Origin of the sequence: Streptomyces sp. NBC_01618, assembly GCF_045209435.1 — a bacterium.
In the GTDB taxonomy this organism is placed as follows: domain Bacteria; phylum Actinomycetota; class Actinomycetes; order Streptomycetales; family Streptomycetaceae; genus Streptomyces.
In genome coordinates, this window is the sequence record NZ_CP109297.1 from 7,553,486 (window position 1) to 7,578,676 (window position 25,191).

Genomic DNA, 25,191 nt, shown 5'->3' on the forward strand with positions numbered 1-25,191 from the left:
GGCTCCGTCTCGATGCGACAGCGCTGACGGGACAGCCGTACGCGGCCTGCCAACTGATCACTCCGCGGTCCACACGACAGCATGGCACCTGCGTGGGCACCTGACTGCCGGCGCCCGCTGGCGCTGTTGATCACACCGGGCCAGGAAGTGGCGGTTCCACAGGTGATTCCCGTTCTGGAACGGTTGCGTGTGCCCTGGCTGACCGGCGGACGCCCGCGAACCCGTCCCGACCGCCCGAGCGCCGACAAGGCGTATTCGAGCCCGCCGGCGGACTATTCCTTGCTCCCGGTCGGAACGCGGCCCGGGCGTGGTTTCGGTGACGGGTCAGAGGCATGCCAACCATGCGGTGAGTTCGATGGACAACGCGAGGGTCCCCCAGAGGAGGATGTGGCCAACTGGCCGGACCGGCCGTCCTGCGTCTTCACGCAGCACGGTCACGTGTACGGCGAAGGAGGCCGGGGCCGAAGCGGCCCAAAGCGCACCCGCGAACAGCAGCCCGTCCCTGGCGAGTTGTTGCCAGTCGTGGAACCCGCTCTGCAGCATTCGGACCATCGTGGGCAGACCGGCTGCGGGAAGCAGCCCCAGTGCTGTGCTAGCCGCCACCCACCGCCACCGTCTCCCATGGCCTGTGAGCCGCCCGAACCAATGGCCCAGGGCCACAGTCGGCAGGATGTATGCGGCGGTCAGCAGCGCGCTCGCGCCCAACAGTACTGGCAGCCCGACCGCTAGCGTGAGGGGGAACAGCATAACTGCCGTCGGGAGACTGCCGAACCGTCCGGTCCACGCCGGCGCCAACGCGGCAATGACCACACACAGCACAGCCATCGATACCGATGACGGTGCTGACCCCGACCGGTTGGCCGCACGCCTGCCCAACGGTTGCGCCATCTCAACCCCCGACCCGTCCCTGCCCACGCAATACCTTCTACTCACCCTCGCGGGCACTTCGCCGTCACTCTACGCGCATCATTGAACGCGTTCAATAATGGTTCAAGTGTGCGTGCCTGATATCGGGACCGATGACTTGGTCGGTCCCGTCGTCGCGCCACGCGGCGTAGTAGCGGTAGTAGTACGTAGCGCTCTTCCGTGGCAGGTAGGCCCACTGGCAGCCGGCCCGGCCCTGGTAGAGGATCGCATTCACGATCTCTCCCATCGCGTAGGCGCCCTGACGGCCACAAGGCGGCTGCTGCGGAACCGGCCCACACCGTGGGCGTGCTGGACGACGACGGGGATCTCGGTCAGCCGGTCGTAGGCGTCGCAGGGACGACGGCCTCCGCCGCCTGTGCGGTGACCTCCACCGTCTCCGAGGCGCGGACCGTCTGAGGCGACAGATCACCAGCCCGGCTCTCGCGCCTTCCGCTTGGATCTCAAGTAGCCCTCGTAACCCGCCTCGTGCAGCACCGCTTCGACTCTCCTCGTGGCGTTCGCGGCGCTGTTGCCGGCCGCGAGCGCGACGGCAGGTCGGTGGGCTCGCCCCACCAGGTGAGGAAGCCATGGACCTGCCTGCTCGACCAGACGAGGCAGGGCAGGAGGACCAGCGCGAGGAACACGCGCCAGACGGCGACCGTGCCGTAGGTGACGGTGATACCCCGGTTGGCGACTGGGGAAGTACCTGGGCGCAAAGCCACGGTGAGTGATCCGCAGCAGAGCTTCTAGCGAGCCTGGTTGTTCAGGTGTCCGCTTTTCAGATATCGAGCTGTTGTCACCCCGACGGTCTGTTGATTTCGCTGCGACCGGCATCACGGGTGGGTGAGGATTGCGGTTATGGGATTGTTGACGGCGTTCACGGAAATGTTCGATGTGGAGCATCCGATTGCCCTGGCCCCGATGGGCGGGTCGGCCGGTGGCGCCCTGGCGGCGGCGGTCTCGCGCGGCGGCGGCCTCGGACTACTGGGCAGCGGGAACGGGGACCAGGACTGGCTGGCCCGCGAACTGCCCGTCCTGGCCGACGAGGGCGCCGGAAAACCTTGGGGCATCGGCTTTCAGACGTGGGCGATTGACGACGGCGCGATCGCGCGGGCACTGGAGCACAGGCCGACGGCGGTGATGCTGTCCTTCGGCGATCCCAGTCCGTTCGTGGAGCGCATCCGCAGCACGGGCACGGCACTGATCCTCCAGGTCACCGACCTGGAGGAGGCCCGGCGGGCGATGGATCTGGGCGCCGACGTGATCGTGGCGCAGGGCACCGAAGGGGGCGGGCATGGAGCCCGGCACGGGCGGTCCACGCTGCCGTTCGTGCCCGTCGTAGTGGACCTGGCGGCGCCGGTACCGGTGTTGGCGGCCGGCGGGATCGCAGACGGCCGTGGCGTGGCGGCGGCCCTGGCGCTGGGGGCTGCCGGAGCACTGCTCGGCACCCGCTTCCAAGCCACGACCGAGGCCCTGGTCGCCCCCGCGACCGCGAAGGCAATCGTTGAAGGAAGCGGGGAGGACACCGAGCGTAACAGGGTGCTGGACATCGCCCGCGGCTCGAAGTGGCCGGCGAAGTACACCGCGCGCACCCTTGGCCACGCTTTCCTCGACGGATGGCGGGGCCGGGAGGACGAACTCGCGGCTGCCCCTCATGCCCAGCAGGAGTACCAGGACGCCGTAGCACAAGGCAGGATCCCCGCACTGCCGCAGTGGGCCGGCGAGGCCATCGACCTGATCAACGACCTGCCGTCCGCAGCCGATCTCGTCGGCACCCTGGCCGCTCGGGCCGAGGATGCGCTGGCCCGAGTCGGCAGACGCTGACCGTGATCGCAGAGAACGGCGATCACGGCCGGACCGCCGACCCCTCGCGGTCGATGGCCCGAGCTGCGTGCCGGAACTGCTTTGCCTTCCTCCGCTCGCTGTTGACGACCACCAGATGAAAGATGCCGCCCCGTCCGTGACATGAGGGCGATGTGATGCGCGACACGGTCTGCTTGCTCCTCGACAAAGCCGCTTCGACGGCGGCTGTGCGTATCCGACCGTCCGTGGCCAATGGGGCGGCGAGCAAGTTTCGTGGCGTGTCAGGAGTCTCAGTGTGGGGGATGGGGCGGTGGACACGGGGGGCACGGTGATCCTCTCGCCGGGCAGGCTCATGAGCGTTCCGGGACGGGCGGCGTGCTGGGGCGCGGTACGGAGCCATGGGGCTCCGCCGCGTACTGGGCGGCCTGTGTGGCGAACATGGCGGCGTAGCGGCCCTGGGCAGCAATGAGTTCGTCGTGGCTGCCGTGTTCGGTGAGGCGGCCTCGGTTGAGGACGTAGATGGTGTCGGCGTGGCGGACGCCCGACATGCGGTGGGTGACCAGTACGACGGCGCGGTGCGGGCCGGCGAGACGGCGGACGGCGTCGAAGGCGGCGATCTCCGCTTCGGGGTCGAGGGCCGAGGTGGGCTCGTCGACGATCAGCACGCTGTCCGCCGGGGAGGTTTCCGTGCGCCAGTGGGCGCGGGCCAGGCCGATCTTCTGCCACTCGCCGCCGGAGAGTTCAAAGGCTCCGCGGAACACGCGGGCCAGCAAACTGCGCAGGCCGTGGGGGAGTTTCGCGATGACCGGGGCTGCGCCGGCGTAGTCGACGGAGGGCTGGAGTTCCTCGTGCCCGGCGTGCCGGTCGGGGCGGCCGATGCGGATGTTCAGGGCGGCGGTCACCGGCCAGCGCTGGAAATCCTGGGTCAGCAGCGCCACGCGGTCGAACACCTGCGAGCGGTCCAGGCCGGACAGCTCGTCGGCACCCCAGTGCACCGTGCCGTCCTGCGGCAGCAGCAGCCCGGCGAGGACCTTCATCAGGGTGCTCTTGCCCGAGCCGTTTTCACCCACGACAGCGGTCACCGACCCCATGGGAAACGCTATCGAGACCCCGTCCAGCGCGGGAGCTTCACGGTCCGGATAGCAGTAGGTGACCTTGTCGAGGACGACTTCGCCCACCCGCTCCGGCAGGTGCCGCCCGCCGTCGGGAATGCGTCGTCGCCCGGCCTCCGCCAGGAACCGGTCGTGGTCCTGCACGTAGAGGCTCTCCTCGTGCAGCTGGTTGACGTTCATGACCAGCGCACCCAGGCTCGCCGAGCCCGACCGCACGGCGATCACCGCGGTACCGGCCACGGCCAGACTCATGTGACCGGCCATGATCAGCCAGAGCATCACCCCGTACGTGCCTGCCATCGCCAGACCGGACAGCGCGGCTGCCACCAACTCGGTCAGCGCCTTGCCGTTCGCGAGCCGCTTCTGTTCGGCCTCGGCGCTCTCGGCCATGCCGCGGTACTTCTCCAACAGGAACGCACCGACCGCGTGGATCCGCACCTCCTGGGCCGCACTGCGCTCGGTCAGCAGATTTCCGATCAGACGGCTGGCGCGCACGTGCTCGACCCACGTCATCACCGACACATACCGTTCCTGCGCCACCCGCATCGCCCCCCAGCCACGAGGAGCCGCGATCAACAGCAACATTGGAAGCAGCACCGGGTCCAGGACGGTCAGGATGCCCGCCGTGGCGATCAGGGAGATCGTTCCGTTGAGTGCGGCCACGCACGCACTGATCATGCGCCGGGCGGAGGCGGCCCCGAATTGGGCCACATCGATCAAGCGGCGAAACTCCGGATCCTCGATCGCCTCCAACTCGACCACCGTGGCCGCAGCCAGGTACTCCGTCGTCGCGATCCGCTCGACCAGCGGCTCCAGACGGCCTGCCCGCGACGTGGACAGACCGGCGAGGCCGGCATTCATCACCGCGACCACCGCGCCGATCACCAGCGCGGGCAGGGCAGTATGCAACCGGTCGACGGCATCCCCGGCCCCGAGCAGCGCGTGCATCACGGAGTTGACCGCCAGCAGACCCACGGCTGCCGCAATGCCCTGCCCGACCTCGCTCATACCGACGACCAGCAGCGCCGGCCGGTCCGCCGCCCACGCCCGGCGCAGCGTACTGCCGACCAGCCGGGGCATGGCCCGGATCGCCGAGAGCATCGTCAGATCCAGTCGGGCATGTTCGTGCTCGGCAAAGCCCAAGTCGTAGCGCAACGGCCCGCCGAACAACTCCTGTTCGGCCGCGGAGACCACCGGTTCGACCATCCGGACACGGCGTAAGAACTTTCTCACGTACTTGCCTCCTTGAGTGGGGTCCGTCCAGTTCGGCGCCAGGTACGAGGGGCCTTCGACGAGCATGCGGAAGGTCGCCGCGGTGTAGGGGTGACAGTCCCTCGGGGGCTGCTCCGTCGGTACCCAGAACAGACCATCGTGCTTGTCGGGCTCCGCGTTGTACGGCTCTCCCGCCCAACGCTGCGCGGCGAACACCGCTGCGATCCGTCCTCCGCCGTGCCGGCTGTTTTAATGCGCCAGCCCGCAGAATTCCTGATGACGCGCGTCGATGTCGACGCCGGTCTCTTCACGTGCCTTGCGCCGGGCGGCCTGGTCGAGTGACTCACCCTCCTCCAGATGTCCACCGACCAGGGCCAGTTCACCGGCGCCGTGCACAGCACCGGCGCCCATTCGTACGCACGGGGCCCGCCCATCCGGGCGGAGCAGCACCTGCACCGAACTGTCCACGAGCGTCGCTGCGTTGCCCGCCCCAAGCGCCGGCACCGCGTGCTGGTAGGCGAAGGTCTCCCTGGTGTAGAACTCCGGCCCGGGTGCGACGTTCACGAAGTACCGGACCCTGTTGCGCACGCGGACCTCCCAGACCCGGGAGTTCACTCGCGCGTGCGAGGCGTCCCGCACTTCGGAGATCGGTTTCGGACACAGGATGAAGGACGGTGAACAAGGGCGAGCGATGCATGACGACTCCTGCGATTCGATGGGGCGGACAGGTGCTCGGACAACGTGGGGTTCGTCGTCCCCGTCACGGGTCTGCGGGGGCGAAATTTAGAACAAAATTTCGCATCGCCCATGCGATCCTGGCGGAATGCCCCTCGCGTGATGTGATGTTGCGTTCGAATCACTCCTGTGGGTGTGGGTACTCCTGTCGGGGGATTACGTGGAAGGATGCAGGTGTGGTTTTGGCCGCACTCCCACGCACGGCGGCCGGGGCTGGATGGTGTCGACGACACGGTGCGCGACGGGCTCTGTATTGCTGCCGATGACGTCCAGGTCCGTCATGCCGAGCCGGGTGCCGAGGGCGGACGTGCCGCGTTCGGGCTTCAGTCCGGCGTAGGTGTCAGCCAGGTCGCCGACCGGTTCGCCGAGGGCGTGCGTACCCTCGTCGCACAGGGAAAACCGGTGGCGATCACCGAGTTCGGCATTGCTGCATTTCGTGGCGCGGGTGACCTGGGCGGTCGCTTCATGGAGATCGTCGAGTACGACAAGAACTCCGGCGTCAGGGTGACACGTATCCCGACATGTCCTGGGAACCGAAGGCGGCGTTCACCGCGCCGGCCGACTACTACCGAGGCTGACCGTGCCGCGCAGCCCTCGACGCAAGGGCCTGAAGAGGAACCGCTGTTTGCGGACCCATGCCGGCGGGACCGGCGGCATCATCGTCGGTGCCGCGACTTCATCGGCATGGTTCAACAGCGGTCGCAACGCCGGACGCGCGGTTCGTCGGGGACCGGCTCGTCCCGGCCGTCGGCGATGCGGCGGGCAGTCGGGTACCACCTGGGCCAACCATCCGACGTCGTCGCCCACTTGGTCGGCCGGCGCCCGGGTACGGATCTGGCGCAGCTGTTCGTTGAGTGCGCAGACGGAGCGGTGTTCGGGCTCCCACGCGGGGTCGGCCTGGATGCAGGGCAGGTGCCCTCGATGTGCAGGTGGAAAAGCCGGACTCACCCTGGAGAACAGCCACTTGGCCGGCCTGCTGATCAGCGAACTCGATCCGCTTCCCGAGGGCCGCCGCAAGGGCGCCCTGAAGGTGCAGCGCGACTGTCTCGCCCTGTGGGAAAAGCTTTACGGCCAGGCCGCCCCCGGACCTCGACCCCGCCGAACTGAAGGTCACCGTCAGGGGGCGGCGGTTCAAGGCGTCATGACGACCAGGCCCAGTTGGTGACCTCGGGCATGTCGTCGCCGTGTTCGCGGATCCAGCCATGGTGGCGGTTGCGGGAGTCCGCCATGGCCTCTCGTGTCGCTGCGGCCCGGGCGCCGAGGTAGGGAACCCGGTCGATGACGTCCATGACGAGTCGGTAGCGGTCCAGGTCGTTGCGGACCACCATGTCGAACGGCGTGGTGGTGGTGCCCGACTCCTTGTAACCCCGTACGTGCATGTGCGGGTGGACGGCCCGGCGGTAGGCGAGCCGGTGGATCAGCCACGGGTAGCCGTGGTAGGCGAAAATCACCGGCCGGGACGTGGTGAAGACCGCGTCGAACTCGGGGTCGGTCATGCCGTGCGGATGCTCCGTGGCGGGCATCAGCCGGGTCAGGTCCACGACGTTGACCACGCGGAACACCAGGTCCGGCAGGTGGCGCCGGAGCAGGTCGGCAGCGGCCAGCACCTCCTGCGTGGGGACGTCGCCGGCACAGGCCAGAACGACGTCGGGTTCGCGATCACCGGTCTCCGTGCCGGCCCATTCCCAGATGCCGACGCCACGTGCGCAGTGCGCACGTGCCTGGTCGATGTCGAGCCAGTCGAAGGACGGCTGCTTGCCGGCCACGACGACGTTGACGTAGTCGCGGCTGTTCAGCACGTGCTCGGCGACGGAGAGCAGTGTGTTCGCGTCCGGCGGAAGATAGACGCGGACCACTTCGGGACTCTTGTTGAGAACGTGGTCGATGAATCCTGGGTCCTGGTGCGAGAAGCCGTTGTGGTCCTGGCGCCACACATGCGACGTGAGCAGGTAGTTCAGCGAGGCGATCGGCGCGCGCCAGGACAACTGACGAGACGTGTGCAGCCACTTGATGTGCTGGTTGACCATGGAATCGACGATGTGGACGAACGCCTCGTAGCACGAGAACAGGCCGTGGCGGCCGGTGAGCAGATACCCCTCCAACCAGCCCTGGCAGGTGTGCTCGGAGAGGATCTCCATCACCCGGCCGTCCCGCGCCAGGTTCTCGTCGGTGGGCAGAATCTGCTCCTGCCAGGCCTTGCCGGTGGCACCGTAGACGGCCTGAAGCCGGTTGGACGCGGTCTCGTCGGGGCCGAACAGGCGGAAGTCCCGGCGCTCCGCGGTGTCCGACATGATGCGCTCCAGCATTCCGCCCAGCACCCGGGTGGGCTCGCTCCGGGCGGCCCCGGGCTTGTGGACGCGTACCGCGAACTCCTCCAACGACGGCACCGGCAGGGTGCGCACCAGTCGGCCACCGTTGGCGTGCAAGGTGGCTCCGAGCCGGCGGTCGCCCTCCGGTACACAGGCCAGTACCTGCTCGGTGGGGCGTCCGGTGGGGTCGAAGAGTTCCTCGGGGCGGTAGGAACGCAGCCAGTCCTCCAGCTGCGCGAGGTGCTCGGGGTTGTCCCGTACGTTGGCGAGCGGGACCTGATGGGCGCGCCATGTGCCCTCCACCGGCAGGCCGTCGACCTCGGCGGGTCCGGTCCAGCCCTTCGGTGTGCGCAACACGATCACCGGCCAGTGCGGGCGGCTGCGCTCTCCGTCGTGGCGTGCGGCCTGTTGGATGGCGCGGATCCGGTCCACGGCGGTGTCCATGGCAGCGGCCATGGCACGGTGCACGGCCGCGGGGTCGTCGCCGGTGACGTGGAGTGGTTCGTGCCCCAATCCGCGCATCAGCTGGTCGAGTTCGTCCTCGGGCAGCCGGGCGAGCACGGTGGGGTTGGCGATCTTGTATCCGTTCAGATGCAGGATGGGCAGCACCGCCCCGTCATGGACGGGGTCGAGGAACTTGTTGCCGTGCCAGGAGGTGGCCAGCGGGCCGGTCTCCGCCTCACCGTCGCCGATCACACAGGCGACCAGCAGAGCAGGATTGTCCAGCGCGGCCCCATAGGCGTGGGAGAGCGAGTAGCCCAGCTCGCCGCCCTCGTGAATGGAGCCGGGAGTCTGCGGCGCGACATGGCTCGGCACGCCGCCCGGGAAGGAGAACTGCCGGAACAGCAGAGCCATGCCCTCGGCGTCCCGGGTGACGTCCGGATACGTCTGTGTGTAGGTGCCCTCCAGCCAGGAATTGGCCAGCACCGCCGGACCCCCGTGTCCGGGACCCCAGACACAGAGCACATCCTGTGACCGGTTCTTGATGATCCGGTTGAGATGGGTGTAGACGAGGTTCAGGCCGGGCGAAGTGCCCCAGTGGCCGAGCAGCCGAGGCTTGATCTGCTCGGCGCGCATCGGCTCTGCCAGCAACGGGTTCGCCATGAGGTAGATCTGCCCGGCCGCGAGGTAGTTCGCGGCGCGCCAGTGGGCGTCGAGGGAGGCTGCCTCCTCGTCGGTGAGCGTGCCGGCCGAGTCCGAAGTAGTGGTCATGCCATGTCTCCATCTGTGCGGTGAAGAGGATGAGTCATCTGCTCGTCCCGTGATGGGGCCGCGCGGCCGGTTCCGCGGACCACGTATGCGCCGATACCGTCCGCGCGTGCCCGGTTCAACGGCGTGACCTCGTGCGGCGTGAGCGCCGGGCCGAGATTCTGCCGAGTTCCCAGAGCAGCAGGAGCCCGAGGGCGGGCAGGAGTGCCCAGGCGAACTGCCGGAGATCGAGCTGGGCGGCGCCCAGCATCCGACGGAACGCGTCCATCTGCGTGACCAGCACCGCGAGCGCGAGTTCTCCCACGGCAGCCCAGTTCATCTGCTTGCTGTTGAACGTGTCCGGCGTCAGTGCCGAGTCGGTCTCACTGCGGCACTCGTACGCAGCCACGATCAGACATTCATGGTGAGGCCGGCCGCCGAAGCGATCCACAGCATGAGCGAGTTGAGCTGCTTCGTCAGCGGCGACTCCTCCCGTACCGTGGCCGACAGCAGCCCGGAGATCTTCCCGAGTTCGGTGTCGGCGCCCGTGGCGGTGACGATCAACGTGCCGCTGCCGTGCGTGACGATCCGTGCTGATCCGATCCGCCCCGGCCGTGCTGCCGTGTCTTCTTCGCCCGGCCCGCCGCATGCGCGGCCGCGAACGGATCCGGCGGGCTGCCTTCCGGCGCCTCGTCCTCCAACTGACGCTTGACGTTGAGCAGTTCCTTGCGCGCCCTGGCACCGACCCGCGGGTAATGCGGAGCGATGTCGATCAGCGTGTGCGCGAGCACGGCCCCCGCGCACAGGCGCGCGAACCACTTCCGGTCCGCCGGTATCACGTACCACGGGGCCCAACGTGTGCTGGTGGCCGAGAGCATCTCGGAGAACGCTCGCTGATAGTCGTCCCAGTACCGGCGCTCCCGGACATCGGAGGCCGAGAACTTCCAGTTCTTCTCCGGCAGGTCGATCCGCTTCAGGAAGCGTTTGCGCTGCTCCTCCTTCGACATGTTCAAGAAGATCTTCACCACCTTGAACCCGTTGTCGGACAAGTAGTGCTCCCAGTCGTTGATCTCCCGGTAGCGGCGGTCCCAGACACTCGCGGCCTTCGCCGACGGAGGCAGCCGCTGGCGATCAAGGTTCTCGGGGTGCACCCTCACCACGAGGACCTCCTCGTAATGGGAACGGTTGAAGATCCCGATCTCGCCCCGGGCGGGCAAGCGGCGCGCGTACCGCCACAAGTAGTCGTGGCCGAGTTCCTCGGCGGACGGCACTTTGAAGCTGCTCACCCTGACGCCCTGCGGATTGACCCCGCTCATGACATGACGGATCGTTCCGTCCTTGCCACCCGCGTCCAGCGCCTGGAGGCAGACGAGCACGCCGTACGTGTCCTGGGCGGCCAGCCGCGCCTGATAGTCGGCCAGCAGCGCGGTGGTGGTGCCGAGCAACTCCACGCCTTTCTTCTTCGTCAGGGAACGGTCCTTGTAGCGGGCGTCGAAGTCCTCGGCGAGATCCACCCGGGACCCGGGCGTGACCCGTAACGGCTCGATGAATGCGGCTATGCGCTTCGCCGGCTGCTCATCCATTGTGGCCCGGCTCCTTCTCGCGTCGTACGAGCGCCTGGGCACGGTGCCCGACGGCGTCGGCAACCCAGGGGCGGCCGGCGGATGCAGTCCCGCAGCCACGCCGACGCGGCTTCCGGGACGCGTTCAGTGTGCGCACGACAGGGCCCGGCGGCATTCCTGGCAGGACCGAATGGGCGAGGGCGGCCCGCGGCAGGAAGGTCCGATCGGCACGGGATGCAGCTGCCGTCCGTGCTCCCTATGCTGGTGTGACGGGTCGTTCGGCCGAGCTTCACCCCCGTCGGCTGCGTACAGCCGATCCGTGCGGCCAACGCGGCGGCCACCGATACGGACGCGTGGAGCCATTCATGACCACACCGAGGGACCTCCTGATCGCCGCCATGGACCAGCCGACCCGTCGACCTGTGGAGCGAGGCGATCTGTCGCTGGCGCTCGCGGGCGGTGAACTGATCGACCTCCTGAGTGCTCAGGCCATCCGGTTGGACGGCGATCAGATCGTGCCGAGCCACCCGCCGGCCATGCCGGACCGCCTTTTGGACGAGGCCGCAGCGTCGCTCGTCCGGGAAGCGCCGTACGATTCGCTCGACGACTATCTGTGGCGCAGGGGTCGCGGTCTGGCCACGGCCTATCTGGATGCCCTGGAGGCGGATGGGCAACTCACTCGGCAACGGCTCACGCACTGGACGCCTTCCCGGTCCAGTCCGACGGTGTTGGTCGACTCACCCGCGCGCCGCGAGGCGGCTGACCGCTGGACGTCCGACGAACCCGTTCTCGCCGCCCTCGCCGCGGCCGTCGGAATCCGCGACAAGCCGACCGGTGACTCCCCGGGCGTCGACGACGACGCGGTGGCGACGGTGCTCGCCGCCGTCGACGACGCGTTGAGGGACCTGGAGTTCCAACGGCAACGGCGAGCCCTCGATGAGGCGGCCTTCGACAACATATGGCGAGGCGGCTGACCACGGCGAGGGAGGGGGAGCGGGGCGCACACCGCGGGTACGGAGCCGGAGCCCGCAGGGACGCGGCCGGCAGTGTCAGCGCAGCGGCCCGCCGCTCTTTGCCCCGGTCACGACCGGCAGCTCCGAAGGCAGTCCCCATTCGCTCCAGGACCCGTCGTACACGGCCAGTTCGCGGTACCCCGCCAGCTCGGCGCCCAGTGTCAGAACGCAGGCGGTGACGCCCGATCCGCAGCTGAAGAACAGCCGCTCCCGTTCCCCCGCGAGGGAGCCGAACGCGGCGCGCAACTCGTCCGCCGGGAGCATCCGGCCGTCGCGCTGGAGCTCACCGAAGGGCAGGTTGACCGCCCCCGGCATATGGCCGGGGCGCAGCCCCGGACGCGGCTCGGCGACGGCGCCGGAGAACCGCTCCGCGGAGCGGGCGTCGAAGACGGCCGCTGCCGGGTCGGCCAGGGCCGCCACCACCTCGTCGCTGCCGACGAAAAGCCCCGGGCGCGGCCGGGCGATGAAGTCGCCACGTGCCACGGCGGACGCGGGCACGTTGTTCTCCAGCGGCTGTCCGGCCTCGGTCCAGGCGGGCAGGCCACCGTCGAGCACCGCCGCCCGGTCGAAGCCCATCGCGCGCAGCATCCACCAGGCACGCGCACTGGAGTAGATGCCCACGCGGTCGTAGACGACGACGGTGTCGGAGTCGTGGACGCCGAGGGCACGCAGCTCGTCGGTGAACAGGTCGGCGTCGGGCATCGTGTGGGGCAGCGGCCCCGTGTGGTCGGAGAGCGCCCCGTCGATGTCGAAGGGCCGCGCTCCCGGAATCCGCTGCCCGGAGCCGCGGTGTGTGCCCACGGAGGCATCGAGGACCACCAGCCCCGGCGCGCCGAGCCGCGCCGCCAGCCAACCGACCCCGACCAGAGGGCCCGGGAACGGGCCGGGAAGGTCTTCCCGGGTTGCGTACGCCGGTACGTCGTCGCTCACGTCTGCTCCAGGTCCAGGTCAAGGTCCGGAAATGAGGGCCACCCGGCAAGAACCGTGCGACGATCACAAGATCGCAGCGGCCCCCGGCCGGTGTCAACAGCGGTTCGACGCCCCCGGATGTCCTGCCCGACCGCGCCTGAGGCAGACGGTGTTCACCTACAGGTGCGACATCCATGGCGTCAGCGTGGTGCGGACGCGTACACCTCGCTCGCATTGTCCGTGGGCTTCGGCCTGCTCCGGCCGCACGGGCCCGCCGCGAACGCGTGGAGCAGATTCTCCGTGGCGCGGGTGACGAAAGCCCCCGTACGGGCGTCCATGCCGTGGTTGCGTCCGTTCTCGCGGGTGCCCGCCATCAGGGCCTCGACCCACCGCATCGTCCCGGAGGCGAAGACACCCGCCCCGCTCGGCACGGTGTAGTAGGCGGAGTCCGAATGACTGGGTCTGCCCGCGCAGACGAGAGGGGAGTGGGCGATGATTTCGAGCGGCGCCGGGGTGGGCATGCCCGGAGTGACCCGGTCGTACTCCACCCCGACCAGATGGTCGAAGGAGTCGCCCCGCTTCACGCCCGTCCCCTCGAAGAGCCAGTGGTCGCTCCGGTCGACGACATACGGGGCGTCCACGGGATAGCCCTCGTAGAGGACACCGGTCAGGGAGGACTCGGGGGAGGCGCCCGGCGGTTGGCGGAAGTCGTTGGTCGGCATGTCCGGGTGTCCGGCGAGGTACGGGTCGTTCCGGTAATCCGTCTTGTAACAGACGACGGTGCGGTCGGCGCCGGTGGCGTCCGGTTCCAGCCTGATCCTGCGGTAGCAGGCGTTGGCGCCGAGGAAGCCCACGTTGGTGCCCGCGTCGCGCGCCCGCGTGACGTGGGCCCGTTGCTGGGGCGTCCAGTACTCGTCGTGTCCCAGGGAGAGAACTCCTGCGGCGTTGTGGAGAATGCCGGGGTCGCGGTGGATGTCCGTGCCCGTCGTGTAGGCGAGCGGGATGCCCAGTCTCTCCGCCAGGACCACCGCCGCCCGTTCGTAGACCATGAACTTCTCGGCGCCGTCGCGGTCGTAAGGGCGGTCGAAGCCGACGGCGAGCGACCGCGTGCCGTACGCGCCGTTCTCGCCCTGGTAAAGGCTGTAGCCGCCCCATGCGTTGTACGCCTGCCACGTCGCTACGGCATGCATCAGCACGATCCTGCCCGCCGCGCTCGCCGAGCGGACGATCAGGGGAACGTAGCGCTGATGGCCGTTCTCCGCGTCCAGCCGCAGCAGATACGCCCCCTCCGGCCACCCGCCGGTGCGGACATGGAGCGTGCGTCGCCAGTCCGCCCGTACGGTACGGGTGACCTGGATCAGCCGGGGGCGGGGCTGGACCGCCCCGGCAACACGGTGCGAACGCCAGACCAGTCGCGCCTGCGCCCCGCCGTACCAGCCGACGCGGTAGGCCGACACCCTGAATCCCGGGGCGGTGGTGGAGACGTACAGGCCGAACGTCTCACCCGGCAGCACGCTCACCTTGTCGGTGTAGCCCTCGACGGCGTCGGGCGGTCCCACCGAACGGATCCGCCAGTCGGCGTCTCCCGTCCGGGCGCTTTCCCCCTGGCCGGTGGGGCGGCCGGTGCCGGGCGGGGCGGACCCGGTCGCGGAGGAGCGGCAGCCGGTCACCGTCGCGCCGGCCAGCGCCCCACCCGCTGCCGCGGCGAGGAAGAGCCTGCGGTCCAGCCGGCCGGGAAGCCCGGCGTTCTGCCCTTCACCATGCGTCATGTCGCCCGCCGTACCCGTACCGCAGTCCTGTCACCGGCCATCGTCACCCGCCACCGGCTCGGGGACGACCCGGGAGGAGCCGAACCGGGGACGGGCCGAGCCGTGCGCGGCCGTCCCGATGGCTGTCACGCACGGGTGGGGATTGACCGCGGATTCAGACCCCCGTTAGCGTCCGCTGCAAGCGCTTTCCAGGCCGGGTGCGATGCGACGAGAACGGGAGTTGTCATGCGGAGACCGCAGTGGATCGGTGCGGATGTTCCCGCTTCGGCACCGGTCCTCACCAGCTGTACCTCCGGGCCTGCGGGAGCGGACGCCGACCACAAGGAGCGAAGCCCCATGCCCCCGAACCCCGACAGCCCCGCGGCGTCCCCGTCCGTCCCCGCAACGACCACGGCTCCCACGGTGGCCCCGGACACGACCTGGTTCACCACCGACCGGTTCGGCATGTTCATCCACTGGGGCCTGTACTCCCTCGCCGCGCGGCACGAGTGGGTCAAGAACCGCGAGAAACTGACCGACGAGCAGTACCAGGTCTACTTCGACCACTTCGACCCCGACCGCTACGACCCGGCCCAGTGGGCAGGAGCGGCCAGAGCGGCGGGCATGCGGTACGTCGTTCTCACCGCCAAGCACCACGACGGCTTCTGCCTGTGGGACAGCGCCCTCACCGAGTACAAGGTCACCAACACCCCACACGGACGCGACCTCGTCGGCCCGTTCGTCGAGGCGTGCCGCGCCGAAGGCCTCAAGGTCGGCCTCTACTACTCCCTCATCGACTGGCACCACCCGTCCTTTCCCGTGGACGGCACCCATCCGCAGCGCGACGACGAGGAGTTCAGGGCCGCCGCCGACCGCGACATCCGCGACTACCAGCGCTATCTGCACGGCCAGGTCCGTGAACTGCTGACGTCCTTCGGACGCGTCGACTACCTGTTCTTCGACTTCTCCTACGCGGACGGCAGTTGGTGGGGAGGCAAGGGCCCGGACGACTGGGATTCACCGAAACTCCTGGAGACGATCCGCGAACTCCAGCCGCACGTCCTCGTCAACGACCGCACCGGTCTCCCCGGCGACTTTGTCACCCCCGAGCAGTACCAGCCCTCCGGCCCCATGACCGAGGACGGGCGGCCCGTGCTGTGGGAGGCGTGCCAGACGCTCAACGGAAGCTGGGGCTACGACCGCGACAACCTCGACCACAAGAGCGCCGACCTGCTGATCCGCATGCTCGTCGACGGGGTGTCCAAGGGCGGCAACCTCCTCCTCAACGTCGGCCCCACCGGCCGCGGCGACCTCGACCCGTGCACCGTCGCCGTCCTCGGGGAAATCGGCCGGTGGATGGACCTGCACGAGCGGTCGGTCCGGGGCTGCGGCCCGTCCCCGTACACCGCCCCGACCGAGTGCCGGTACACCCAGCGCGGCGACCGCCTCTACGTCCACCTGTTCGCCTGGCCGTTGCGCCATCTGCACCTGCCGGGACTCGCCGGCCGGGTGCGTTACGCGCAGTTGCTCAACGACGCGTCCGAGATCACCCAGGTCCACATCGACCCGGACCGGCCCGCGCTCAACACCGAGATGGGCGGGCAGCCCGCCGGAACGCTCACGCTCCAGATCCCCGTCCAGCGCCCCGACACCCCCGTGCCCGTCATCGAGCTGTACCTGGACACCCCGGACGAAAGGCCCCAGGGCTGAAACCAGGTCCCGGCCCCGGCCCACCACCTCGCTCACGCACGCGCCACGCCGCACGGAAGAGCCCGCGATGGTCACCCACCGACCCGACCGCAGGATGGCAGACATGCATCTCAACGAAACAGACACACTCCTGTTCATCGGCGACTCCATCACCGACGCCGGCCGCGACCGCACGGACTCCGCGTCGCTCGGCAGCGGATACGTCCACGAGATCGCACGGACCCTGCGCGCCCGGACGGGCACCGGAGCCGGCCCCGCGGTCGTCAACAAGGGCATCAGCGGCAATCGTGTGTACGACCTCGAATCCCGCTGGACCACCGACGTCATCGACCTAAGGCCCACCGTGGTCACGGTCAAGATCGGCATCAACGACACCTGGCGGCGCTACGACCGGGGACTCATCAGCCCGGTCGACGAGTTCGAGGCGTGCCTGAACCGCCTCCTCGCGGAAACCGCACGGACCCTGTCCGCCCGGCTGGTCGTCATCACCCCGTTCCTGCTCCCGGTCACCCCGGACCAGGAAGGCTGGTACGAGGACCTGTCGCCCCGTACCGACGCCGTCCTGCGCGCCGCGCGGGGCAACGCAGCCCACGTGGTACGGGCGGACCTCGCCCTGCGCCGTGCCGCCGAGGAACGGGAGGCAGCCGAACTGGCGCCGGACGGGGTCCATCCGAGCCCCCTCGGCCACAGGCTGATCGCCGATGCCTGGCTCGCCGCGGCCGACAGCCTCACCCCGGACCCGCCCAGGTGATCGCGGCGCCGGCCCGATTGCCGGAGGGGGGACCGTTTACGGCAGCGGCAACCCCGCGTAGTTCATGGCGAGTTCCGCCGCCGCGTGCGCAGACGCCGCGATGCGGTCCAGCTGGGAGACCTGCAGACGGGTGTCGAACTCGCTCTGTTCCGGGTCGGTGTGCAGTGTCGTCGTCATGAAGTACGAGAAGTGCTCGGCGCGCCACACCCGGCGCAGGCACGTGTCGGAGTAGGCATCGAGCAGGTCCGTCGAGCCCGTCGCGTGGCGCCGGATCAGCGCCCGGGCCAGAACGATGACGTCGGCGGCGGCCAGGTTCAGCCCCTTGGCCCCGGTGGGAGGCACGATGTGCGCGGCGTCCCCGGCGAGGAACACCCGGCCGTACCGCATTGGCTCGGTGACCGAACTCCGCATCGGCAGAACGCTCTTGGAGGTGATCGGCCCCCGCTCCAGCTTCCAGCCTTCCAGGGCGAACCGGGCGTCCAGCTCGTCCCAGATCCGCTCGTCGGACCAGTCCGCCGGGTCCGTGCCGTTGGGCACCTGGAGGTACAGCCGGCTCACCTCGGGCGAGCGCATGCTGTGCAGGGCGAAACCGCGCGGCGAGTGCGCGTAGATCAACTCGTCGCAGGACGGGGCGACATCGGCCAGAATGCCGAACCAGGAGTAGGGATAGACCCGTTCGTACGTGCGCCGCACGCCCTCGGGGACCGCCGTCCGGGTGACCCCGTGGAAGCCGTCGCAGCCGACGACGTAGTCGCACGTCAGCGTCTTCTCCCGGCCCTCGTGGGTGTAGTGGATCGTCGGGCGGTCGGTGTCGGCACCCTCGACGAGGCGGACCTGCGCACCGAAGTGCAGCGCGGCACCGGCGGCCGTTTGCAGGGCGATGAGGTCCTTGACGACCTCGGTCTGCGCATACACCCACACCCGGCGGCCACCGGTGAGCGACGGGAAGTCGATGCGGTGCGCCCGGCCCTCCCAGCGCAGTTCCACGCCGTCGTGGACCAGCCCCTCGGCGTCCAGCCGCTCGGCGGCTTCCGCCTCGCGCAGCGCGTCGACGGTCGACTGCTCCAGGATGCCGGCGCGCTGGCGCTGTTCGACGTACGCGCGATCGCGGCTCTCCAGGACGACGCAGTCGACGCCCGCCCGGTGCAGGAGCCGGGACAGCAGCAGCCCGGCCGGGCCGCCCCCGATGATTCCGACAGTGGTGTGCATGGTTATTTCTCCTTCGGGGCGGCGGTCTCGGCGATGATCCGGTCTGCGAGTGCGAAAGCGGAGTTGGCGGCCGGCACCCCGCAGTACACGGCGGACTGCAGCAGTACTTCCTGGACGTCTTCGGGCGTCAGGTCGCCGCTGCCGAGCGCGGCGCGCAGATGCATTTCCAGCTCGTCGTGATGCCCCAGCGCGATCAGTGCGGTGAGAGTGAGACAGCGACGGGTCCGGTGGTCGAGACCGGGCCGGGTCCAGACCTCGCCCCACGCGTAGCGGGTGATGAAGTCCTGGAACACGGCGGTGAACGGGGTGGTACGGGCGATCGCCCGGTCCACATGGGCGTCGCCGAGCACGGTCCGGCGCACGGAGAGTCCGGCGGCGTGGCGGGTGCCGTCGTCCGACCCGGCCTCGGCCGCCGTGGCGAAGTGCCCGAGCAGTGCGGACAGTACGGCGTCGGGCCGCTCGACGTTCGCGAGGTGGGCGGCGCCGGGGATCTCGACGAGACCGGCGCCGGGAATGCCGTCCGCGAGTTCGCGGGCGTGCGCGACCGGGGTCGCCGGATCGTCGCGCCCGGCGACCACCAGGGTGGGCGCCGTGATCCGGCCCAGGTCGGCCCGGAGGTCGTACGCGGCGAGCGCTTCGCACAGCACCGCGTACGCCTCGGGGTCGGTCGCGCGCATGGTGTCGACGAGGGCACGGGCGGCCGGCTCACCGGCGAACGCGGAGGTGAACCAGCGGCCCGCCGAGCCGTCGGCGACCTGTCCGATGCCGGACGTCCGGACGGTGCGGGCCCGGTCCTGCCAGCCCTGCGGCTCGCCGAAACGCGCCGAGGAACAGAGGATCGCCAGCGAGGAAACGCGTTCCGGGTGGTGGACGGCGAGCCAGGTCCCGACGGCGCCGCCGAGCGAGATGCCCGCGTACGCGAACCGGTCGATGCCGAGCGCGTCGGCGACCTCGAGGACCTCGCGCCCCAGGTCGGGGACTTTGCCGCCCGGAGGCAGCAGATCCGCCGGGGTGCCGCCGTGTCCGGGCAGGTCCCAGCGGACCACCCGGTGGCCGCGGGCCAGCCCGGCGACCTGCGGGTCCCATACGTCGAGCGAGGTGCCCAGCGAGGGTCCGAGGACGAGGGGCGGTGCGGAGGGCGGGCCGTCCACCTGGTGGTGCAGGCCCGCGGTGGTGCGGGATGTCATGAGGCTCCTTGTACGGGATGGTGCCGGTCGGGGGTGCGGGAGGGCGGGTCCGGTCTCACGGCGCGGGCCGCCCGTGGCCGCCGCGGTCCAGCGCGCGGTCGACGAGCGCGCCGGCCGAACCCGGGTAGGCGGTCGGATCGGTGAGGGCGCGCAGCCGGTCCTCGGGGACCAGCCCCGCGAGGTCCGGCTCGCCGCGCAGCGCTTCGAGCAGCCCGGTCCGTTCGCGGACGGCCCGCTCACCCGCGCGGGTCACCGCGGCACGGGCCTCGGCCCGTCCGGCCAGCGGCGCGAGGACGGCGACCAGACGTTCGGAGACGATCAGCCCGTGGGTGGCGTCGAGGTTGCCGCGCATGCGGTCCGGATGGACCCGGAGCCCCTGCGCGAGCGACACCGCGGTCTCCGCCATTGCGCCGACCGTGCGCAGCGCGTCGCGCAGCGTCTGCCACTCGGCGTGCCAGGCACCGGGCGGACGTTCGTCCTCGGCGACGAGCGAGCCGTACAGCACGCCGGCCAGCGCCGGCACCCGGCGCGCCGCGCCCGCGATCAGCGTCGCACGGGCCGGGTTGGCCTTGTGCGGCATGGCGGAGGAGCCGCCGCCGGTGCCCTCGGACACCTCGCCGATCTCGGTCCGCGACAGCACCAGCACGTCGGCGGCGAGCTTGCCGAGGGCGCCGGCCGTGAGGGCCAGGGCCCCGCCGAGTTCGGCGACCGGCGTGCGCAGCACGTGCCACGGCAGTACGGGCTCCGCCAGCCCGGTCTCGGCGGTGTAGGCCGCGAGCAGCCGTATCCCGAGGTCCTGTGCGTCGCCGTTCCCGGACCACTCGGTCGGGAGGGCACCGTCGGGAGTCTCGGTGAACGCCGAGAACGCGGCCAAGGTGCCTGCGGCGCCGCCCAGTTGGGCCGGGAGCGCGGACCGGACGGCGGTGAGCCGCTCGTAGGCGTCGAGGACCAGCGCGCGCCAGCCCGCAGCCTTGAGGCCGAAGGTCGTCGGAACCGCGTGCTGGGTCAGCGTCCGGCCCGCCATCGGGGTGTCCCGGTGGCGGGCGGCCAGCCGGCCGAGGGCCGCGGCGACCCGGGCGAGGTCCGCGACGACGACCTCCAGCGCCCTCGACGCCACCAGCATCGTGGCGGTGTCGAGGATGTCCTGACTGGTCGCGCCCCGGTGCACATGGGCCGCGGCCGACGCGTCCATCTCCCTTACGGCCGCTGTGAGTTCGGCGACCAGCGGAATGACCGGATTGCCGCCGGAGCGGGCCCGCAGCGCCAGGTCGCGGGGGTCGAACCGGCCGTGTGCCGCGGCCGCCGCCGCGACGGCCCGTGCGGCCGGTTCCGGGGCGAGACCGATCGACGCCTGGGCGCGGGTGAGGGCCACCTCGGCGTCCAGCATGGCCCGGACGTAGGCCCTGTCGCCCGTCAGCCCCGCCACGGCGCAACCCGCCCCGACCGGGGTGAGCAGACCGACGTCCGCGGCGCAATCAGCGGTGGTCGCGGAACCGGCCGCAACAGCGGAACCGGCCGAGGCGGCAGAATCAGCCGAGGCGGCGGAACCGGCCGCAACAGCGGAACCGGCCGAGGCGGCGGAATCAGCCGAAGTCAAGGAAGACCGTCTCCTCGTGCTGCCCGTCGCCCTGGAGACGGATGTCGAAGCGGTGCACGCCCGCCCCGTCCGGCGCGGTGACCAGCGTGGCCCGGCGCTCGGGCGGCAGCTGCGCGAGCAGGGCGTCGGCCGCGCCGCCGTCCGCGTCGTGCAGATAGGCCCGGGTGTACAGATGGTGCAGCAGCCCGCGGGCGAAGACGGCCAGCGACAGGTACGGCACCCCTCCCGGCGGCAGGGTCCGCACGGTGAAGTGGCCGTCGGCGTCCGTGCTCACCCGGCCGAAGCCTGTGAACACCAGTCCGTCGCGGCCGATGACCGCACCCGTCACCGGGTCGCGGCGCAGCGATCCGGGCGCCCCGGTGCGCGAGCCGTCCGGGGCGGGCTGCCACACCTCGACGATCGCGTCGGGCACCGGCTGCCCGGCGCCGTCGAGGACGTGACCGTGCAGGGTGATCGTGTCCGGGTGGCCGGCCGGCGCGATGTCGCCGCCCTTCGCGAACGGTAGCGCGTAGCCGTAGAAGGGGCCCACCGTCTGGGACGGGGTGGGGGCCAGATCGGCGCGGGGTGCGGGAAGCGTCGGACGGGACATCAGCGGCCCTCCTCGATCCAGGTGGCGGACGGTCCGTCGAGGACGATGTCCCAGCGGTAGCCGAGCGACCACTCGGGGACGGACAGATCGTGGTCGTACGTGGCGACCAGACGGTTGCGGGCGCTGTCGTCGGTGACCGACTGGAGGATCGGGTCGTAGGGGAACAGCGGATCGCCGGGGAAGTACATCTGCGTGATCAGGCGCTGCGCGAACGCGGAGCCGAACAGCGAGAAGTGGATGTGCGCGGGACGCCAGGCGTTGGTGTGATTGCGCCACGGATAGGCGCCCGGCCTGACGGTGACGAAGGAGTAAGCGCCCTGATCATCCGTCAGGCACCGCCCCACACCGGTGAAGTTGGGGTCGAGGGGCGCGGGGTGCTGGTCGCGCTGGTGGGCGTACCGGCCCGACGCGTTGGCCTGCCAGATCTCGACCAGCTGGCCGCGCACCGGCCGCCCTGAGCGGTCCAGGACCCGGCCGGTGACGGTGATCCGCTCGCCGAGCGGATCGCCCGGGTGCTGACGTGTCAGGTCGTGGTCCAGATCGGTGGTGTCGGTGACGCCGAAGGCCGGACCGGTGAGTTCGACGGCCTCCGGGTCGCCGGTGGGCAGCAGCGGCCGCTTCGGGTGGCGCAGCACGCTGCTGCGGTACGGGGCGTAGGCGCGGTCCGGGTGCGGGCGGACGGGACCGCCCTCGGTGAGGTGCCCGGCGTACTGCTCGCGCGCTTCGCGGATCTCGGCGCTGATGTCGCCCTGGGTGAGCGGGGTGGTCATGCGGATTCTACCTTTCCAGTACGAGGGCTGAGCCCTGGCCCACGCCGATGCACAGCGTGGCCACGCCGACGCCGGACCCGGCTGCCTTGAGCTGGTGGGCGACCGCGCCCGCCAGCCGGGCGCCCGAGGCGCCGAGCGGGTGGCCGATCGCGATCGCGCCGCCGCGCGGGTTGAGGATCGCGGGGTCGAGGTCGGGCCACTCGGCGACGCAGCCCAGCACCTGGGCGGCGAACGCCTCGTTGAGTTCGAGCGTCGTGAGGTCGGCGAAGGTCCTGCCCGCCCGGTCCAGCGCCCGGTTCACGGCCTCGACGGGTGCGAGACCGAAGTAGTGCGGCTCATTGGCGGACACCGCCGTGGCCGAGATCCGGGCCAGTGGCTCGCGGCCGGTGGCCCGCAGCCCCTCCTCGTCGGCCAGCAGAAGCGCGGCCGCCCCGTCGTTGAGCGGCGAGGAATTGCCCGCGGTGACGGTACCGTTCTCCGTACGGAACGACGGACGGAGCTTGGCCATGGCCTCCGGCGAGGCGTCGTCCCTGATGCACTCGTCGCGGTCCACGACGAGCGGATCGCCCTTGCGGCGCGGGATCGTGAGCGGCACGATCTCCTCGTCGAACAGACCGGCGGCCCGTGCCCCGGACGCCTTGCGGTGGGAGGCGAGAGCGAACTCGTCCTGCTGCTCACGGCTGAGGGAGTGCTTCTGCGCGATCAGTTCGGCGCTCTCGCCGAGCGGCACCGTCCACTGCGGGTCCATCTTCGGGTTGACCATGCGCCAGCCGAGCGTGGTCGAGAACATCTCGGTGTGCCCGGCCGGGAAGGCGCGGTCGCTCTTCGGCAGCACGTACGGGGCGCGGGTCATCGACTCGACACCGCCCGCCACGACCAGCGAGTGGTCGCCGAGGGCGATGGCGCGGGCCGCCTGCACCACGGCCTCCAGGCCGGAGGCGCACAGCCGGTTGACGGTGACGCCCGGGACGGTGACCGGGAGTCCCGCCAGCAGCGCGGCCATCCGGCCGACGTTGCGGTTCTCCTCGCCGGCGCCGTTGGCGTTGCCGAGCACCACGTCGCCGATGCGCGCCGGATCGAGCTCCGGGGTGCGGGCCAGCAGCGCGCGGATGGCGTGGGCGGCCAGGTCGTCGGGGCGCACCTGGGCCAGCGCCCCGTTGTACCGGCCGATCGGTGTGCGGACGGCATCGACGACGTAGACGTCGCGCGGTCGGAAACTCATGAGCCGGTCCTCTCGGTGGCACCCACGGGGGCGGATCCGGCCGGCACGTCGGTACGTACGGGGGCGGCGGTCGCGGCCAGCACCTCGTCGACGCTCACTCCGGGGGCGGTCTCCACCAGAACGAGCCCGTCCCCGGTCACGTCGAGCACGGCCAGATCGGTGATCACGCGGTGGACGCACGCCTTGCCGGTCAGCGGCAGCGTGCACTCCTCGACGATCTTCGGGCTGCCGTCCTTGGCGGTGTGCGTCATGGTGACGATGACGCGGCGCGCGCCGTGCACCAGATCCATGGCCCCGCCGATGCCCGTCACCATCTTTCCCGGCACCGCCCAGTTGGCGAGGTCGCCGCGGGCCGAGACCTGCATGGCCCCGAGCACGGCGGTGTCGATGTGGCCGCCGCGGATCATGCCGAAGGAGAGCGCCGAGTCGAAGAACGCGGCGCCGGGGCGGACGGTCACCGTCTCCTTGCCCGCGTTGATCAGATCGGGGTCGACGTCCTCGTCGTACGGGAACGGCCCGGTGCCCAGGATGCCGTTCTCGGACTCCAGGACGACGTGGACGCCCTCGGGCAGGTGGTTGGGGATCAGCGTCGGCAGCCCGATGCCGAGGTTGACGTACTCGCCGTCGCGCAGCTCGGCCGCGGCCCTGGCGGCCATCTCGTTCCGGTTCCAGGCCATCAGTTCCGTGCCTCCCGCTCGGTCACCGTGCGCTGTTCGATCTTCTTGTCCGTGGCCTGCTGCCGCGTAAGTTCGACCACCCGCTGCACGAAGATGCCGGGGACGTGGACGTGATCCGGGTCGATCTCGCCCGGCTCGACCAGCTCCTCGACCTCCGCGACGGTGATCCGGCCCGCCATGGCCGCGAGCGGGTTGAAGTTGCGCGCGGACTTGTTGAAGACGAGATTGCCGTGCCGGTCGCCCTTCGCGGCCCGCACCAGCGCGAAGTCGGTGCGGATGCCGCGTTCCAGTACGTACTCGGTGCCGTCGAACGCGCGCACCTCCTTGGCCGGCGACGCCAGGGCCACGTTGCCCTCGCCGTCGTAACGCCAGGGCAGTCCGCCCTCCGCGACCTGGGTGCCGACGCCCGCGGGAGTGTAGAACGCGGGGATGCCCGCCCCGCCGGCCCGCAGCCGCTCGGCCAGCGTGCCCTGCGGGATGAGTTCGAGCTCCAGCTCGCCCCCGAGGTACTGCCGGGCGAACTCCTTGTTCCCGCCGATGTACGAGCCGGTGACCCGGCTGATCCGGCCCGCGGTGAGCAGCACCGCGAGTCCGGTATCCATCGCCCCGCAGTTGTTGGAGACGACTTCGAGTCCGCTGACGCCTCGCGCGTGCAGGGCATCGATCAACACGTTCGGCACGCCGCTGAGGCCGAAGCCGCCCACCGCTATCGACGCGCCGTCCGGCACGTCGGCCACGGCCAGTGCTGATGACGCGACCACCTTGTCCATGGGACCGTCCATCCAGTAGTGTTCGCATAGTGAAGTTTCCTTCACTCGCTTCCGAGGAGTTTGCCGCCGCAGCGAAGGCGTGTCAATGGTGCTGAGACATTTCGAGCACAGCCCGTCAACGCGCTCGGCCACGCGCCTGGCCTGCTGGGACGGGGCCGGAGCGGAGCCCGCCCCGGCTGCCGGACCGGACCGGGCCGGTGTACGGTCGCGCC

21 protein-coding genes and 2 pseudogenes are annotated in these 25,191 nt (G+C 70.5%); 5 read left to right on the top strand and 18 right to left on the bottom strand.

Annotated features, from left to right (window positions below):
* Positions 1 to 108 precede the first annotated feature (108 nt).
* Positions 109 to 261, top strand: a pseudogene (locus OH735_RS35145) (IS5/IS1182 family transposase); the annotation flags it as partial.
* Between the two features lie 63 nt (positions 262 to 324).
* Here OH735_RS35145 and OH735_RS35150 read toward each other — a convergent pair.
* Together OH735_RS35150 and OH735_RS35155 are read right to left on the bottom strand one after the other, a co-directional pair.
* A complete protein-coding gene (locus OH735_RS35150; RefSeq protein ID WP_406386985.1) occupies positions 325 to 543 on the bottom strand; it encodes a hypothetical protein in 219 nt (72 codons plus the stop codon).
* A 475-nt stretch (positions 544 to 1,018) separates the two neighbouring features.
* Positions 1,019 to 1,261 (bottom strand): annotated as a pseudogene (locus OH735_RS35155) (transposase); the annotation flags it as partial.
* Positions 1,262 to 1,764: 503 nt separating this feature from the next.
* On the opposite strand from OH735_RS35155, the gene OH735_RS35160 reads away from it, so the two are divergent.
* Positions 1,765 to 2,730, top strand: coding sequence for an NAD(P)H-dependent flavin oxidoreductase (locus OH735_RS35160; protein ID WP_406385671.1), 966 nt, complete (start codon positions 1,765 to 1,767; stop codon positions 2,728 to 2,730).
* A 329-nt stretch (positions 2,731 to 3,059) separates the two neighbouring features.
* Here OH735_RS35160 and OH735_RS35165 read toward each other — a convergent pair whose 3' ends face one another.
* The 6 genes from OH735_RS35165 to OH735_RS35190 form a co-directional block, all read right to left on the bottom strand.
* Positions 3,060 to 5,027 (bottom strand): ABC transporter ATP-binding protein, encoded by a 1,968-nt coding sequence (locus OH735_RS35165; RefSeq protein ID WP_406386871.1) that lies wholly within the window; start codon positions 5,025 to 5,027, stop codon positions 3,060 to 3,062.
* A 255-nt stretch (positions 5,028 to 5,282) separates the two neighbouring features.
* Positions 5,283 to 5,621, bottom strand: a complete 339-nt coding sequence (locus OH735_RS35170; RefSeq protein WP_406385673.1) for an NUDIX hydrolase — start codon at positions 5,619 to 5,621, stop codon at positions 5,283 to 5,285.
* 1,286 nt (positions 5,622 to 6,907) lie between these two features.
* Positions 6,908 to 9,289, bottom strand: a complete 2,382-nt coding sequence (locus tag OH735_RS35175; RefSeq protein WP_406385675.1) for a phosphoketolase — start codon at positions 9,287 to 9,289, stop codon at positions 6,908 to 6,910.
* Positions 9,290 to 9,404: 115 nt separating this feature from the next.
* A complete protein-coding gene (locus tag OH735_RS35180) occupies positions 9,405 to 9,674 on the bottom strand; it encodes a cation transporting ATPase C-terminal domain-containing protein (protein WP_406385677.1) in 270 nt (89 codons plus the stop codon).
* 2 nt (positions 9,675 to 9,676) lie between these two features.
* Positions 9,677 to 9,829 carry a hypothetical protein gene (locus tag OH735_RS35185; protein ID WP_406385679.1) on the bottom strand — a complete coding sequence of 51 codons (153 nt, stop codon included), beginning with the start codon at positions 9,827 to 9,829 and terminating at the stop codon, positions 9,677 to 9,679.
* Positions 9,826 to 10,848: a polyphosphate kinase 2 family protein gene (locus OH735_RS35190; protein WP_406385681.1), complete on the bottom strand. Its 1,023-nt coding sequence runs from the start codon at positions 10,846 to 10,848 to the stop codon at positions 9,826 to 9,828. The genes OH735_RS35185 and OH735_RS35190 overlap by 4 nt, the downstream gene beginning before the upstream one ends.
* 344 nt (positions 10,849 to 11,192) lie before the next feature.
* Between OH735_RS35190 and OH735_RS35195 the strand changes: the two genes are divergently transcribed.
* Positions 11,193 to 11,801 (top strand): GPP34 family phosphoprotein, encoded by a 609-nt coding sequence (locus OH735_RS35195; protein WP_406385683.1) that lies wholly within the window; start codon positions 11,193 to 11,195, stop codon positions 11,799 to 11,801.
* 75 nt (positions 11,802 to 11,876) lie between these two features.
* On the opposite strand, the gene OH735_RS35200 is transcribed toward OH735_RS35195, so the two are convergent.
* Both OH735_RS35200 and OH735_RS35205 read right to left on the bottom strand, forming a co-directional pair.
* Entirely contained in the window at positions 11,877 to 12,770 is an 894-nt protein-coding gene (locus OH735_RS35200; protein ID WP_406385684.1) for a sulfurtransferase, read from the bottom strand.
* 179 nt (positions 12,771 to 12,949) lie between these two features.
* Entirely contained in the window at positions 12,950 to 14,518 is a 1,569-nt protein-coding gene (locus OH735_RS35205; RefSeq protein WP_406385685.1) for a N,N-dimethylformamidase beta subunit family domain-containing protein, read from the bottom strand.
* Positions 14,519 to 14,854: 336 nt separating this feature from the next.
* Between OH735_RS35205 and OH735_RS35210 the strand changes: the two genes are divergently transcribed.
* Together OH735_RS35210 and OH735_RS35215 are read left to right on the top strand one after the other, a co-directional pair.
* Entirely contained in the window at positions 14,855 to 16,207 is a 1,353-nt protein-coding gene (locus tag OH735_RS35210; protein WP_406385687.1) for an alpha-L-fucosidase, read from the top strand.
* A 103-nt stretch (positions 16,208 to 16,310) separates the two neighbouring features.
* Complete coding sequence (locus tag OH735_RS35215; RefSeq protein WP_406385688.1) at positions 16,311 to 16,958, top strand: SGNH/GDSL hydrolase family protein; 648 nt, start codon at positions 16,311 to 16,313, stop codon at positions 16,956 to 16,958.
* 36 nt (positions 16,959 to 16,994) lie between these two features.
* Here the strand turns inward: OH735_RS35215 and OH735_RS35220 are convergent, their stop codons facing one another.
* From OH735_RS35220 to OH735_RS35255, 8 genes are all read right to left on the bottom strand, one after another.
* A complete protein-coding gene (locus tag OH735_RS35220) occupies positions 16,995 to 18,167 on the bottom strand; it encodes a 4-hydroxybenzoate 3-monooxygenase (RefSeq protein WP_406385689.1) in 1,173 nt (390 codons plus the stop codon).
* 2 nt (positions 18,168 to 18,169) lie between these two features.
* Positions 18,170 to 19,354 (bottom strand): 3-oxoadipate enol-lactonase, encoded by a 1,185-nt coding sequence (gene pcaD, locus OH735_RS35225; RefSeq protein WP_406385691.1) that lies wholly within the window; start codon positions 19,352 to 19,354, stop codon positions 18,170 to 18,172.
* A 55-nt stretch (positions 19,355 to 19,409) separates the two neighbouring features.
* Positions 19,410 to 20,741 (bottom strand): 3-carboxy-cis,cis-muconate cycloisomerase, encoded by a 1,332-nt coding sequence (gene pcaB / locus OH735_RS35230; protein WP_406386873.1) that lies wholly within the window; start codon positions 20,739 to 20,741, stop codon positions 19,410 to 19,412.
* A gap of 196 nt (positions 20,742 to 20,937) precedes the next feature.
* On the bottom strand, positions 20,938 to 21,540 hold the full coding sequence (gene pcaG / locus OH735_RS35235) for a protocatechuate 3,4-dioxygenase subunit alpha (RefSeq protein WP_406385693.1): 603 nt from the start codon (positions 21,538 to 21,540) through the stop codon (positions 20,938 to 20,940).
* Positions 21,540 to 22,310, bottom strand: coding sequence for a protocatechuate 3,4-dioxygenase subunit beta (gene pcaH / locus OH735_RS35240; protein ID WP_406385695.1), 771 nt, complete (start codon positions 22,308 to 22,310; stop codon positions 21,540 to 21,542). The genes pcaG and pcaH overlap by 1 nt, the downstream gene beginning before the upstream one ends.
* A gap of 7 nt (positions 22,311 to 22,317) precedes the next feature.
* Positions 22,318 to 23,532: a thiolase family protein gene (locus tag OH735_RS35245; protein ID WP_406385697.1), complete on the bottom strand. Its 1,215-nt coding sequence runs from the start codon at positions 23,530 to 23,532 to the stop codon at positions 22,318 to 22,320.
* A complete protein-coding gene (locus OH735_RS35250) occupies positions 23,529 to 24,209 on the bottom strand; it encodes a CoA transferase subunit B (protein WP_406385698.1) in 681 nt (226 codons plus the stop codon). Before OH735_RS35250 ends, OH735_RS35245 begins: the two co-directional genes overlap by 4 nt.
* Positions 24,209 to 24,979: a CoA transferase subunit A gene (locus OH735_RS35255; RefSeq protein ID WP_406385699.1), complete on the bottom strand. Its 771-nt coding sequence runs from the start codon at positions 24,977 to 24,979 to the stop codon at positions 24,209 to 24,211. Before OH735_RS35255 ends, OH735_RS35250 begins: the two co-directional genes overlap by 1 nt.
* Positions 24,980 to 25,191: the final 212 nt, after the last annotated feature.

Coding starts and splice junctions, on each gene's coding strand:
- OH735_RS35150 (WP_406386985.1), bottom strand. CDS start 543: ATGCTGCAGAGCGGGTTCCACGACTGGCAACAACTCGCCAGGGACGGG.
- OH735_RS35160 (WP_406385671.1), top strand. CDS start 1,765: ATGGGATTGTTGACGGCGTTCACGGAAATGTTCGATGTGGAGCATCCG.
- OH735_RS35165 (WP_406386871.1), bottom strand. CDS start 5,027: ATGGTCGAACCGGTGGTCTCCGCGGCCGAACAGGAGTTGTTCGGCGGG.
- OH735_RS35175 (WP_406385675.1), bottom strand. CDS start 9,289: ATGACCACTACTTCGGACTCGGCCGGCACGCTCACCGACGAGGAGGCA.
- OH735_RS35190 (WP_406385681.1), bottom strand. CDS start 10,848: ATGGATGAGCAGCCGGCGAAGCGCATAGCCGCATTCATCGAGCCGTTA.
- OH735_RS35195 (WP_406385683.1), top strand. CDS start 11,193: ATGACCACACCGAGGGACCTCCTGATCGCCGCCATGGACCAGCCGACC.
- OH735_RS35205 (WP_406385685.1), bottom strand. CDS start 14,518: ATGACGCATGGTGAAGGGCAGAACGCCGGGCTTCCCGGCCGGCTGGAC.
- OH735_RS35210 (WP_406385687.1), top strand. CDS start 14,855: ATGCCCCCGAACCCCGACAGCCCCGCGGCGTCCCCGTCCGTCCCCGCA.
- OH735_RS35215 (WP_406385688.1), top strand. CDS start 16,311: ATGCATCTCAACGAAACAGACACACTCCTGTTCATCGGCGACTCCATC.
- OH735_RS35220 (WP_406385689.1), bottom strand. CDS start 18,167: ATGCACACCACTGTCGGAATCATCGGGGGCGGCCCGGCCGGGCTGCTG.
- pcaD (WP_406385691.1), bottom strand. CDS start 19,354: ATGACATCCCGCACCACCGCGGGCCTGCACCACCAGGTGGACGGCCCG.
- pcaB (WP_406386873.1), bottom strand. CDS start 20,741: ATGCTGGACGCCGAGGTGGCCCTCACCCGCGCCCAGGCGTCGATCGGT.
- pcaG (WP_406385693.1), bottom strand. CDS start 21,540: ATGTCCCGTCCGACGCTTCCCGCACCCCGCGCCGATCTGGCCCCCACC.
- pcaH (WP_406385695.1), bottom strand. CDS start 22,310: ATGACCACCCCGCTCACCCAGGGCGACATCAGCGCCGAGATCCGCGAA.
- OH735_RS35245 (WP_406385697.1), bottom strand. CDS start 23,532: ATGAGTTTCCGACCGCGCGACGTCTACGTCGTCGATGCCGTCCGCACA.
- OH735_RS35250 (WP_406385698.1), bottom strand. CDS start 24,209: ATGGCCTGGAACCGGAACGAGATGGCCGCCAGGGCCGCGGCCGAGCTG.
- OH735_RS35255 (WP_406385699.1), bottom strand. CDS start 24,979: ATGGACAAGGTGGTCGCGTCATCAGCACTGGCCGTGGCCGACGTGCCG.